Origin of the sequence: Bacillus sp. FSL R5-0447, from assembly GCF_038606125.1 — a bacterium.
Lineage (GTDB): Bacteria > Bacillota > Bacilli > Bacillales > Bacillaceae > Bacillus > Bacillus velezensis.
The window spans coordinates 4,132,134-4,145,072 of the sequence record NZ_CP152012.1 but is presented as its reverse complement, the minus strand read 5'-3'; the positions used below and the strand labels follow the sequence as shown (position 1 = coordinate 4,145,072).

General features: G+C 46.8%; 10 protein-coding genes. 7 read left to right on the top strand and 3 right to left on the bottom strand.

Features of this window, described 5'->3' with window-relative positions; genetic code table 11:
- Position 1: 1 nt before the first annotated feature.
- The 3 genes from hutU to hutP all read right to left on the bottom strand — a co-directional run bounded on the left by hutU (position 2) and on the right by hutP (position 3,760).
- Positions 2-1,666, bottom strand: coding sequence for a urocanate hydratase (gene hutU, locus NYE68_RS20840; RefSeq protein WP_160216646.1), 1,665 nt, complete (start codon positions 1,664-1,666; stop codon positions 2-4).
- Positions 1,663-3,201, bottom strand: a complete 1,539-nt coding sequence (hutH, locus tag NYE68_RS20835; RefSeq protein ID WP_254003832.1) for a histidine ammonia-lyase — start codon at positions 3,199-3,201, stop codon at positions 1,663-1,665. The genes hutU and hutH overlap by 4 nt, the downstream gene beginning before the upstream one ends.
- Before the next feature lie 112 nt (positions 3,202-3,313).
- Entirely contained in the window at positions 3,314-3,760 is a 447-nt protein-coding gene (hutP, locus tag NYE68_RS20830; RefSeq protein WP_004393292.1) for a hut operon transcriptional regulator HutP, read from the bottom strand.
- 241 nt (positions 3,761-4,001) lie between these two features.
- Here hutP and NYE68_RS20825 point away from each other — a divergent pair, with 241 nt between their 5' ends.
- The 7 genes from NYE68_RS20825 to NYE68_RS20795 all read left to right on the top strand — a co-directional run bounded on the left by NYE68_RS20825 (position 4,002) and on the right by NYE68_RS20795 (position 12,836).
- Positions 4,002-5,408: a glycoside hydrolase family 43 protein gene (locus tag NYE68_RS20825; RefSeq protein ID WP_254003479.1), complete on the top strand. Its 1,407-nt coding sequence runs from the start codon at positions 4,002-4,004 to the stop codon at positions 5,406-5,408.
- Between the two features lie 204 nt (positions 5,409-5,612).
- On the top strand, positions 5,613-6,362 hold the full coding sequence (locus NYE68_RS20820) for an FRG domain-containing protein (RefSeq protein ID WP_324636211.1): 750 nt from the start codon (positions 5,613-5,615) through the stop codon (positions 6,360-6,362).
- Position 6,363: 1 nt separating this feature from the next.
- Positions 6,364-7,536, top strand: a complete 1,173-nt coding sequence (locus NYE68_RS20815) for a DUF262 domain-containing protein (RefSeq protein WP_015418547.1) — start codon at positions 6,364-6,366, stop codon at positions 7,534-7,536.
- 461 nt (positions 7,537-7,997) lie between these two features.
- Positions 7,998-9,833: a beta-glucoside-specific PTS transporter subunit IIABC gene (locus tag NYE68_RS20810; RefSeq protein ID WP_015418546.1), complete on the top strand. Its 1,836-nt coding sequence runs from the start codon at positions 7,998-8,000 to the stop codon at positions 9,831-9,833.
- 18 nt (positions 9,834-9,851) lie between these two features.
- Positions 9,852-11,249 carry a 6-phospho-beta-glucosidase gene (locus NYE68_RS20805; RefSeq protein WP_015418545.1) on the top strand — a complete coding sequence of 466 codons (1,398 nt, stop codon included), beginning with the start codon at positions 9,852-9,854 and terminating at the stop codon, positions 11,247-11,249.
- 81 nt (positions 11,250-11,330) lie between these two features.
- A complete protein-coding gene (locus tag NYE68_RS20800) occupies positions 11,331-11,777 on the top strand; it encodes a universal stress protein (protein ID WP_007407802.1) in 447 nt (148 codons plus the stop codon).
- Positions 11,778-11,924: 147 nt separating this feature from the next.
- The gene (locus NYE68_RS20795) at positions 11,925-12,836 is read left to right on the top strand and encodes a DMT family transporter (RefSeq protein ID WP_015418544.1); all 912 of its coding nucleotides are present in this window, start codon (positions 11,925-11,927) and stop codon (positions 12,834-12,836) included.
- The last annotated feature ends 103 nt before the right edge of the window (positions 12,837-12,939 follow it).

Genomic DNA, 12,939 nt, shown 5'->3' with positions numbered 1-12,939 from the left:
GTTACCGCTCCTTTTTCATCGGTATCATAATGTCTTGTTCCTCGGCGACTTGAGCCGCTTTTTCATAACCTGCGTCCGCATGGCGGATGATGCCCATTCCCGGATCGCTTGTCAGAACGCGGGAAAGCCGTTGTTCCGCAAGGATGCTGCCGTCAGCGACCGCGACCATTCCCGCGTGAAGGGAATACCCCATGCCGACGCCCCCGCCGTGGTGAAAAGAAACCCAGCTTGCGCCTGAGGCCGTGTTGATCAGCGCGTTCAGCACCGCCCAATCGCCGACCGCGTCGCTTCCGTCTTTCATCGCTTCTGTTTCCCGATTCGGAGAGGCGACAGATCCGCAGTCTAAATGGTCTCTTCCGATGACGATCGGGGCTTTCAGCTCGCCGTTTCTGACCAATTCATTAATGGCGAGCCCCATCTTTTCCCGTTCACCGTAGCCGAGCCAGCAAATACGGGACGGCAGGCCTTGGAATGTGACTTTTTTCTGTGCCATGTCAATCCAGCGGTGAAGGGCTTGATTTTCTGGAAACAGCTCTTTTAATAAAGCGTCAGTGCGGTATATATCTTCAGGGTCTCCCGACAGCGCGGCCCAGCGGAACGGCCCTTTTCCTTCACAAAATAAAGGCCGGATGTAGGCGGGAACGAATCCCGGAAAATCAAAAGCATCGGCGAGCCCCTCATCTTTGGCAGCCTGGCGGATATTGTTGCCGTAATCGAAGACGATAGCCCCTTTTTTCTTGAAGGCGAGCATGGCTTCCACATGCTTTTTCATACTCTGCTTGGAAAGCCTTACGTATAATTCAGGCTGATCCCGGCGCAGACGGTCGGCCTCTTCAAGTGAGTATCCTGCCGGAATATAGCCGATCAGCGGGTCGTGAGCGGAAGTCTGATCGGTCACGATGTCAATATGGACGCCGCGGTTCAAAAGCTCCTGATGCACCTCAGCCGCATTGCCGAGAAGGCCGATCGATAAAGGCTCTCCGGCTTGTCTGGCTGCTTCGGCCCAGCGCAGCGCTTCGTCAATTGATGCGGTTTTACGGTCGCAATAGTTTGTTTCAATGCGTTTATCAATCCGTGTTTCATCCGCTTCAACGGCGATGACGACGCCATCATTCATCGTGACGGACAGCGGCTGAGCGCCTCCCATTCCGCCAAGTCCGGCCGTCAGCGTAAGGGTTCCTTTCAGACTGCCGCCGAAATGCTGTCTCGCAAGCTCAGCAAAGGTTTCATAGGTGCCTTGCAAAATACCTTGTGAGCCGATATAAATCCAGCTGCCGGCCGTCATCTGCCCGTACATCATCAGTCCTTTTTTCTCAAGGTCATGGAAATGCTCCCAATCCGCCCATTTCGGCACGAGAACCGAATTAGCCAGCAGGACGCGGGGCGCGCGGCTGTGCGTGCGGAACAGTCCGACCGGTTTTCCGGATTGGATCAGCAGTGTTTCATCATCTTTTAACGTTTTGAGGGAACGCTCAATCGCGTGAAAAGCATCCCAGTTTCGCGCGGCCTTGCCTATGCCGCCGTATACGATCAGATCCTCCGGCTTTTCGGCAACCTCCGGGTCAAGGTTGTTTCGGAGCATGCGGAGCACGGCTTCCTGCTCCCATCCTAAGCATTCAAGTTCGGTGCCGCGGCCGGCGCGGATTGATTTCTTTACATCAGTCATCTTGTAAGTCCCCCTTCATTGGTCATCAGTTTTTGGTGATGCTCATTCGGCAGAAAAGACTCCTTCTTCAGCCAGTCACTCAGATGCTCGATGTCATAAGAAAACACGCGGTCTTCTTGTATGGACGGCACGATGTTTCTCATTTCGTGATAGAACTGTTTTGTGTACGAGGCGCAATGTTCCGCACCCCGGTACTCCACGGCCTGCAGCGCGCAAATGGCTTCAACGGCAAGCACCCGTCTCGTATTCGCAATGATCTGGTAGGCGTGCCTTGAGGCGATGGTTCCCATGCTGACGTGATCCTCCTGGTTTGCCGATGAAGGAATGGAATCGACACTGGCGGGATGGGCCAGGGTTTTATTTTCTGACACGAGGGAGGCCGCCGCATATTGCATGATCATCGCTCCGGATTGTAAGCCGGGCTGAGGGCTCAGAAAGGGCGGCAGGTCATTCAGCTGCGGATTCACAAGCCGTTCGATCCGGCGTTCAGAAATATTCGCAAGCTCGGCCGCCGCCACTTTGAGAAAATCCATGGCAAAGGCGATCGGCTGTCCGTGAAAGTTTCCGCCTGAGATGATTTTGGCGCCGTCTTCGAAAATGAGCGGGTTATCTGTCGCGGCATTCATCTCAATTTCTAATTTTTCTTTTACATACGCTAATGTCTGCCATGATGCGCCGTGGACTTGAGGAATACAGCGGATCGAATAGGCGTCCTGGACACGCAGCTCCCCTTGGACGGTCGTCAGCTTGCTGTCTGACAAGTAATAGCGGATTCGCTCTGCGACATCCATCTGTTCCTGATAACCGCGGGCGGCATGAATGTCCTCGTCAAACGCATCGATAATACCCTGAAGGCCTTCGATCGTTAAGCTCGCAATCCGTTCCGACTGATAGGCCAGCTTTTCGGCCTCGAGGTAAGCGATCAGTCCCATCGCGGTCATGGCCTGCGTTCCGTTGATCAGCGCGAGCCCTTCCTTAGAGGTCAGGACGGCCGGCTGAAGGTTTGTCTGTTCTAAAGCATGAGCTGTCGGCATCCGGGCCCCTTCGTAAAAGACTTCGCCTTGACCGATAAGCGCCAGTGCGAGATGAGAAAGCGGCGCCAAATCCCCGCTCGCCCCCAGTGACCCTTGCTGCGGGATGACCGGGTGAATGCGATGATTGAGATACGCGAGCAGTTGATCAATCAGCTCAGTCCGCACGCCGGAAAAGCCTTTCAGCAAGGCATTGGCGCGCAAAAGCAGCATGGCCCGCGATACAGATTCCGGAAATGGATCACCGACGCCGCACGCGTGAGAAAGAATCAGATTCAGCTGCAGATCCGCAGCGTCTTCTTTTTGAATCAGCACATCGCTGAACTTGCCGAATCCCGTCGTAATCCCGTAAATGGTCTTCTCTTCTTGAACGATCCGTTCAACCGCCGCCCTGCTTTTTTTCACACGTTCCATGCTATCGGCAGATGCTTGAACCTCTTCAAAATCAAACAGCACACGCTGGGCATCTGCGGTTGTCAGTGAGGAACCGTCTAACGTCACCATCATTTCAACCCCTTTTCCTTTACTTTGGTAAAGCGCCCATACAAAAAGGAGCTATGCCATGAAAATGATATTTCACGCATAGCCCCCTATCATCTGAAATCTATGGGCTGATTCATATGTGATTAATTCCGACTCCGAATGTTTCGTGCTCAAGCCCCTTAATCGGAGCTCCGATCGTGCCGTAAAGTGAAACGGCGATCCAATCGCCTTCCGCCTCGCTTTCATACGGATTTCCCCGTAAGACGGCAAACTTCAGGCCCACGGTACGAAGCAGCGAGCCAAGCAGCATTTCGCCCCTCGTCACTCCGTGCAAAGCTTCCATTGTGGCATGATACAGCGCATGTGATTCGCGATAACCCTCAGATTGAATGACACCGCTCTTTTTGGAAGCGGTTTCAATTGCGGCTACCACCTTATGCGCATCCATTGAACCCACCCTGCCGAGACAGACTTTCCAGCCGTCCCGTTCCAGCCGGCTGATCTGCTGGTTTTCTTCAGTCTCATGAAGCAGAAGAAGGACGGACAAGCGCCCGATGCGGCGGTCTTTGTGTAAGGTCATATATGCTTCACTCAATTCTCAAATATTCTGATAACTAGTAACTGTTTTTTATATTAAGTGTTTGCGAATCAGAAGTCAAAACTTTTTTTCCAGTCTTTCACAAATCAGATTGTTATCGAAGTAAAGCGGTACATCGCGAAGCCGGCGCTGTTGATCACATATTTCCGCCATCCGCGTCATAAAATGGAGCGTTGTCTTGAAAGCGTTTTAAGAAAAGAAGAGAGCGAGGAGATTATAGAAAATGAAAACCAGTTTCTTTCGTGTGTGCCTGGTCTCAGCAGCGGTCATCGGATTCACTCTGCCGCAGGCAAAAGCCCAGCATCCGGTTTTTTCAGAGGTCAGCGTGCATGATCCGTCCGTCATTAAAACAGGAGATACATATTATGTATTCGGCTCGCATTTGGCTTCCGCCAAGTCGAAAAACCTGATGCAGTGGCAGCAGATGTCTTCAAGCGTCAATCCCAATAATCCCCTGATCCCGAACGTCTACACCGAATTAAAAGAGACATTCGATTGGGCCCAGTCTGATACGCTGTGGGCGCCGGACGTCGCCCAGCTGTCTGACGGGAAATATTACATGTACTATAACGCCTGTAAAGGAGACTCGCCGCGATCCGCTCTCGGTGTTGCCGTGAGTGACAAAATCGAAGGGCCCTACAAAAACAAAGGCATCTTTTTGAAATCGGGCATGGAAGGAAAAAGCGAAGACGGCACGACGTATAATGCAAACGTTCACCCGAACGTCGTAGATCCGCAAACGTTTTTTGACCATAAAGGCAAGCTCTGGATGGTGTACGGCTCTTACTCCGGGGGGATTTTTATACTGGAAATGAATCCGAAAACCGGTTTCCCGCTCCCGAACCAAGGCTACGGAAAAAAACTGCTCGGCGGAAATCACAGCAGAATCGAAGGCCCGTACATCAGCTACAATCCGGAAACGAAATATTACTATCTGTATCTGTCATTCGGCGGACTTGACGCAGCCGGCGGTTATCATATGCGTGTGGCGCGCTCTAAAAATCCGGACGGTCCGTACTATGACGCCGCAGGCCATAACATGCTTGATGCCAAAGGAAAAGACGGCAGTTTCTTCGACGACAAAGCAATTGAACCGTACGGGGTCAAACTCATGGGCGGCTACAGCTTCGCCTCACAATCTGAAAAAGGCTCGGGCTACGTATCGCCGGGACACAACTCCGTGTTTTACGACGGGAAAACGAAACGATCATACCTCATTTTCCACACCCGTTTCCCGAACAGAGGCGAAGAGCACGAAGTCAGAGTACATCGGCTGTACATGAACAAAGACGGATGGCCCGTTGCAGCGCCATACCGCTACGCGGGAGAACCGGATACACAGATATCGGCATCCGCCGCATCCGGAGCCTACAAACTCATCCAGCACGGAAAAGACATTACAGCTACGATCAAAACCCCAAAAACCATCCGGCTTAACAACGACGGCACCATTTCCGGGGAAATGACCGGAACCTGGACAAAAACGGACAGCAGCAAAGCCCGAATCAACCTGAACGGCACAAATTATGACGGCGTCTTCCTGAAAGAATGGGACTCAGCGAGAGAGAAAGAAGTTGTGACGTTTAGTGTGCTGAGCGGTGATGGGGAGGCTGTTTGGGGAGTGAAGTAACCAATTAAAGTTTAATATATGATATAAATCTCTAAGGAATGAATCTCTTCTTTATTATTATCTGAAGAAGAGATTCGTTTTTTATATAGTTAAACCTTTACAGATACGTAATATTCAACTAAATAAAAAAGAAAGTTAGCCGATAAATTTATTAGACTACAACATAAAATAAATGACACGTTAAAAAATAGGAGGAAATTTATATTGTTAGATGAACCTATTGAAAGGCTAAGTCAATTTACTGAATTTGTAGAAGCGCTACCTAAAGAGTTTATTTTATCAAGAGGACAGGAAAAAGAATACGAATTGTTACCTGGTGCCCTTAGATTGGATAATAACAAAAAGAGGAAATATTCGAGAGGATCAATTCAATATTTTTTAAATGAGTTTAAAGTGAATTGTCACAATTATGTGAAGCAACCTATAGATATCAGAGATGACTATGAGTGGATGGTTTATGCACAACATTACGGTATCCCAACTAAATTGTTAGATTTTACTCATTCGCATGTAGTTTCTTTAATGTTTGCTGTTGAAAACTCCTTCCATGAAAATGAAGAATGTGATGCAGAAGTATGGTTTCTAAATCCTTTAGAATTGAATTATAAGTTTGCATCACGTTCAGATATAATTAATATTTCTAATGGTGAAAGAATAAACTTAGACAATTTTGATGGGCCGATAGCATTCAAAGCTAGAAAGTTAAATGAAAGAATTAACGCACAAAATGGGCTTTTTGTATATTTTCAAGATAACTGCCAACCTTTATCAAATTTGAAAGATGAAAATATAATTAGAAGATTAGTGATCAAAGGAGAGTGCAAAAAAGATATACTGTCCTCTCTTTATTCTATGGGAATAGGTTATACAACACTTTATCCAGAATTGGAATCTGTTACAAAAGATATAATAATGAAAAAGAGTATTTTAGAATATGTAAGGGATGGTGAGTAACTTGCTAGCTAAAATAAATTATAAACCTCAGGATATCGCTATAAAAGATATTATATCTATGATTACAAATGGATATAAACTTCAAAAACTAGATAAAGAGGAAGAGCTAGATGATGAACTCAAACTTGATTATACTGATTCAATTATAATTGCCCCTGACTATCAGAGAGATTACAGAGCATCAGTTGCTGACGAAAGTTCTTTAATTGAGTCAATTCTTCTTGGTATACCAATACCACCTGTTTTTTTAGCTAATGATCGTTATGAGGGAGTTAAAGTTTTAAACGTAGTAGATGGACAACATCGACTGAGAGCATTTCATAGGTTTAAAGAAAATCAATTTAAACTTTCAGGACTAAATATAATGGTGGAGTTAAATGGAAAAAAATTTAGTGATTGCGAATTTGAAATTAAAGAGAAAATTTTATCGCACAAACTTGCCTCTATCGTTTTTACTGATTTCCCTGGTCTCGAATTAGAATTGGAGATTTTCAGTAGATATAATAAAGGTACTAAGCCATTAACACCGCAGGATATACGGCATGCTGTTTATAATTCTAAATTGAATAGTTTTGTAAATAAATTTGCTCAAAAAATGAATGATAAAAAGGTTTCTAGTAAGATTCAAAGGGCTTACAATGCAACAACAGATAGGGTGAAAAAGAAGAAAATACAAGAAAATATTTTTGTGATAATGAGTATACTTGAAAATGGACTCAATACAGGATACGCGAAATCATCAGTTTATGCTGAAGAGTATATGAAACATAAATCTAAACTAGAAGTACGTAATCCACAACAATCACAAAAGGAATATGATGAGATCATAAATAGATTTAATACATTTAATGAAATAATTGAAGTAATTGGAGAAAGGATTGAGCACCCCTTTTCTAAAGAAATTTATGGTGTCTCAAGCAAAGGTTATAGGTTTCAGATAACTATAGCAATGATACTTTCTGGTGTTATTCACAAAATGATTAAAGAAGGTATCTCACTATCTAGATTAAAACAAAAAGCTGGAATAGATAACTTTCTCACTTATATATCTGATGCTTTAAAAAATTCGTATTTAGAAGATCCTAAGTTTAACGCTTCTTCTACAAATGCTCGAGCTATGAACGAATTGATTAACGAAATGAACTTTGAATTCTTACAAGTTGTTGAAGACTAAAAGTTTAAATTGCTATAAGTCCGTAGTGATTAGAACAGCTACGGACTATTGTTATAAATTATACTTTCTTTACTCCACGCTGATTTATGGACAAACTTAATGTTAAATTGTTCTATAAGGATATGGAATAGATTTTTGATTATAATAGAAATAAACAAATTATTTTATAAATAAAGCATTAAATGGTAGTTGGAGCAATATTTAAATGTAAGCGTTGACACCCAATAAATCCAGTGCTAAAGTATACATATCAACCCAATATCATTCACCCAGGATTGTTACTGCAAACCGCAGGCAAAACCTAAATTGCGTCAGACAGGGGAAGACCCCCGTGTGCTGTGCAGTTTGGGTTTTTTTTATACCCTTTTTTCGGAGGTGATGCTGATTTCATAACAAAAAAAGCCGGAGAAAGGCGGGCACCTTTCGTCCGGCGGTTCCCCCATTTTTAAGGAGGTATACTCATGGACTATCATAAAATATCAAAAGAGATTTTACAACTTGTCGGCGGCGAGGAGAATGTTCAGAGTGTCATCCATTGCATGACGCGGCTTCGTTTTAATCTGTATGACAATGCGAAAGCAGATCGGAGCGGGCTGGAACAGACGGAAGGCGTGATGGGGACAAATATCAGTGGCGGGCAATTTCAGATCATTATCGGCAATCATGTGCCGAAGGTGTATCAGGCTTTAATGGAGAACAGCGGGCTCAACGATGAAAGCGCAAACAAAACTTCGAAGCAGAAGAAAAATGTGCTGAGCGCCATGTTTGACGTGATTTCCGGTGTGTTTACACCGATTCTGCCGGCCATTGCCGGAGCCGGCATGATAAAAGGGCTTGTCGCGCTAGCGGTGACATTCGGCTGGTTGTCGGAGAAGAGCCAGACTCACAGCATTCTCACGGCTGTCGGTGACGGTGCGTTTTATTTTCTGCCGCTTTTGCTTGCGGTAAGCGCGGCGAGAAAATTCAGATGTAATCCGTACGTGGCGGCCGCTGTGGCGGGTGCGATTCTGCATCCGGATTTAACGGCCCTGCTTGGGGCAGGAAAAAGCATCTCCTTTATCGGTCTTCCTGTAACCGCTGCCACGTATTCATCGACAGTTATCCCGATTTTGCTGGCGATATGGCTGATGTCCTATGTAGAGAAAGGGATTGACCGAATCACGCCTTCATCTTTGAAATTGATTGCCGTTCCGATGCTTACGCTTGTGATCGTCGTCCCTGTCACCTTGATCACAGTCGGCCCGCTCGGCGCGATTCTCGGGAATTACCTGTCTGTCGGCGTCAATGATTTGTTCAATCATGCGGGTATTGCCGCGATGATTCTGCTTGCCGGCACATTTTCGCTCATTATTATGACGGGGATGCATTATGCCCTTGTGCCGATCATGATCAATAACATCGCTCAAAACGGACATGATTACATTCTGCCTGCGATGTTTTTGGCGAATATGGGGCAGGCCGGCGCGTCATTTGCGGTTTTCTTAAAATCAAAAAACAAAACCTTCAAATCGCTGGCGTTTACAACGGGCATTACGGCATTGATGGGCATTACCGAACCCGCGATGTACGGCGTCAACATGAGATTGAAAAAACCGTTCGCGGCTGCTTTAATCGGCGGCGCGGCAGGCGGAGCTTTTTACGGTGTAACGGGCGTCGCTTCCTACATTGTCGGCGGAAACGCCGGTCTGCCGAGCATTCCGGTCTTTATCGGGCCGACATTTCTATACGCGCTGATCGGGCTTTTTATCTCGTTTGCGGCCGGTATTGCGGCGGCATTGCTGATCGGGTTTGAGGATGTACAGTCCGAACGGGGCAAAGCGTCTGAAGCGCCGGGGGTGACGGCAGGCGGAGAAATCATTCACAGCCCGATTAAAGGCGAAGTGAAAGCATTAAGCGAAGTGAACGACAGCGTCTTTTCCGGCGGAATGATGGGAAAAGGTTTTGCGATTCTGCCTGAAGAGGGCGCGGCGGTTTCTCCCGTAGAAGGGAGGGTGACAGCCGTATTTAAAACAAAGCACGCCATCGGCATTACGAGCACCCGGGGAGCCGAGGTTCTCATTCATATCGGGCTTGATACCGTCCGGCTGGATGGCAGGCATTTTGAGATGCACGTCAAAGAAGGCGATACTGTCGCGCCGGGAGATCTGCTGATTACTTTTGATATCGACGAGATAAAGGCTGCCGGTTTTGACGTAATCACGCCGGTCATCATTACGAATACGGATCAATATTCATTTACAGACGTGAAAAAAAGCGGAATGGTCAAACCGAACGAAGCGCTTCTGGCGTTATCCTGAAAAAAAGGTGGAGAAAACATGAAGAGATTTCCGGAAGGTTTTTTATGGGGCGGCGCAACGGCTGCCAATCAGATTGAAGGAGCTTATAAAGAAGGAGGCAAAGGACTTTCTACGGCGGATGTCTCCCCGGATGGCATTATGTCTCCGTTTCATGAGACAGACGATGCGCTGAATCTGTATCACGACGCGATTGATTTTTATCACCGCTATCAAGAGGATATCGCCCTGTTTGCGGAGATGGGCTTTAAAGCGTTCCGCACCTCCATTGCGTGGACGAGAATCTTTCCAAACGGTGATGAAACAGAACCGAACGAAGAAGGGCTGCAATTTTACGACCGTTTGTTTGACGAATTGAGAAAACATCAGATCGAACCGGTTGTCACGATTTCTCACTATGAGATGCCGCTCGGTCTTGTGAAAAACTACGGCGGCTGGAGAAACCGCCGGATGGTCGATTTCTATGAGCGGTACGCCCGCACGGTTTTCACCCGTTATAAAGACAAGGTGAAATATTGGATGACCTTCAATGAGATCAACGTTGTTCTTCACGCTCCGTTTACTGGCGGCGGCCTTATATTCCGGGAAGGCGAAAATAAACAAAACACGATGTACCAAGCGGCCCACCATCAATTTGTGGCGAGCGCGCTGGCGGTAAAAGCCGGTCATGAGATCATTCCGGATTCACAGATCGGCTGTATGATCGCCGCGACGACGACGTATCCGATGACGCCGAAGCCGGAGGATGTATATGCGGCTTTGCAAAAAGAGCGGAGCACGCTGTTCTTTTCTGATGTACAGGCGAGGGGCAGCTATCCGGGCTACATGAAACGCTTCTTTAAAGAAAACGGAATTACGATCGAGATGAAGGAAGGAGACGAGGCGCTTCTGAAAGAACATACGGTGGATTACATCGGCTTCAGCTACTACATGTCGATGACGGCCAGCACGGCTCCTGAGGATTTGGCGCAATCTAAGGGGAATCTTCTCGGCGGCGTGAAAAATCCGTACCTGAAATCTTCCGAATGGGGATGGCAGATTGATCCGAAGGGCTTGCGCATCACCTTAAACACGCTGTACGACCGTTATCAGAAACCGCTCTTCATCGTCGAAAACGGACTCGGCGCGGTTGATCAGCCGGAGGAGGACGGAACCATTCAGGATGACTACCGCATCAATTATCTGCGAGATCATTTAATAGAGGCAAGAGAGGCGATTGAAGACGGCGTCGACCTGATCGGCTACACGTCGTGGGGGCCGATTGACCTCGTCAGCGCCTCAACGGCAGAAATGAAAAAACGCTACGGCTATATCTATGTCGACCGCGGCAATGACGGAAAAGGCACGTTTGAAAGAAAGAAAAAGAAAAGTTTTTATTGGTATAAAGACGTCATCGCCACAAACGGAGAAAGTCTGTAAGCGCAATGTTCCGGAGAAAGCCGGCAAAATTGACATTCAGCAAAGAGAGGAGGACAATAAAAGCAGAAAGGCGGGATTCATATGTTTAAAAAAATTCTTGCAGCAGTAGACGGTTCAGACATGAGCAATAAAGCCCTGGACGCAGCGATCCATTTGGCGAAAGAACAGCAGGCTGAACTCACCATTCTCTATGCGGGACGTGAAGCCGTTGTCTCCACATCAGCCTTAACAGGGATTGTCTATGTTCCGGAAAACTTCATTGAAGACATCAAACATGAAGTCGAGCAAAAAGGAGCGGCCATTCTGGAAGATGCCAAGCAGAAAGCGGCAGAAAGCGGAGTAAACGCGGAAAGCCTGTACGTCCAAGGCGAACCTGCGCATCAAATTTTAAACATAGCGAAAGAACAGCATTTCAATCTGATTGTCGTCGGAAGCCGCGGAATCAGCGGATTTAAAGAAATGATGCTCGGAAGCGTGAGCCATAAGGTCTCACAATTGTCTCCTTGTCCTGTACTGATCGTTCATTAAACAGAAGACCCTGCTGATGCGGGGTTTTTTTCATGAGAAAAGACCGCCGGCTTTTAAAAAACAGGGTGAAATCTTCCTCTGAATCAAGTAAAATGGCTGTTAGTATTTATCTGAATAAACAGTCAATGATATGGGGGAAGCAAATCAATGCAAGCTGAACAAACATCAAATGCCGTCATCAAAATGGTCATTTCCATGGTCATTTTCGGATCAATCGGCTTTTTCTCAGAACATACGAATGTGCCTTCAATTGAACTGGTCTTTGTGAGATGTCTGTGCGCCTCATTGTTTCTGGGCGTTTGCTGGTTTGGTTCCGGACGATACCGCACCGAACAATGGAACCGGCGTGAATTGCTGCAGACACTGGCCTGCGGATTTTTTCTCGTGTTAAACTGGGTGTTTTTATTTAAATCGTTTGAGGAGACATCAGTGACGATAGCGATTTCCGTTTATCATCTGGCTCCGGTTCTCGTCCTTCTCCTAGGGAGCCTTATATACCGGGAGAAACTGCATATTGTGTCCGTCACTTCTATCGTGATTTGTTTTCTGGGCACCGCCCTGATTTCCGGCATTAACGGGAGTACATCATTTTCTCAGCTGATGGGATCGGGTATTATTTGGGCCATGCTGGCCGCCCTTTTTTATGCTTTTACGACACTGGCCGGGAAAGGCATCAACAGCCTCAGCCCATACGCCGTCACCTGTTTGCAGACCGGGTTGGGCGTTATCATCCTTCTCCCGTTCGTCCGTTTCGGCGCTTTTTCTGATTTGTCGCATGTGAACTGGATCATGATTGTGTCGACCGGTATCATTCATACGGGAATTGTGTATTTGCTCTTTTTTGACAGCTTGCGGTTTTTATCCACCCGGTTTATTTCAATCATCGTATTTCTTGATCCGGCGGTGGCGATTGTGCTTGACACCGTATTTACGGGATTTCGCCCCGACCTTTATCAATCTTTGGGGATTGTATTGATTTTTGCGGGAATGGCGCTGTCTCTGATTCGAAAGCAAAAAGCCGTGCCGGCGGAAACTCAGGCAGACAGCACCCGTATATAGGCGGCCGTATCGGCTGCTTTTTTTATTTTGGGTCTTTTCAGCCATAACGAAAAAGCAGACAAACAGATCATGGAAAAAGAGGATAGTAATTGTATAATACTTC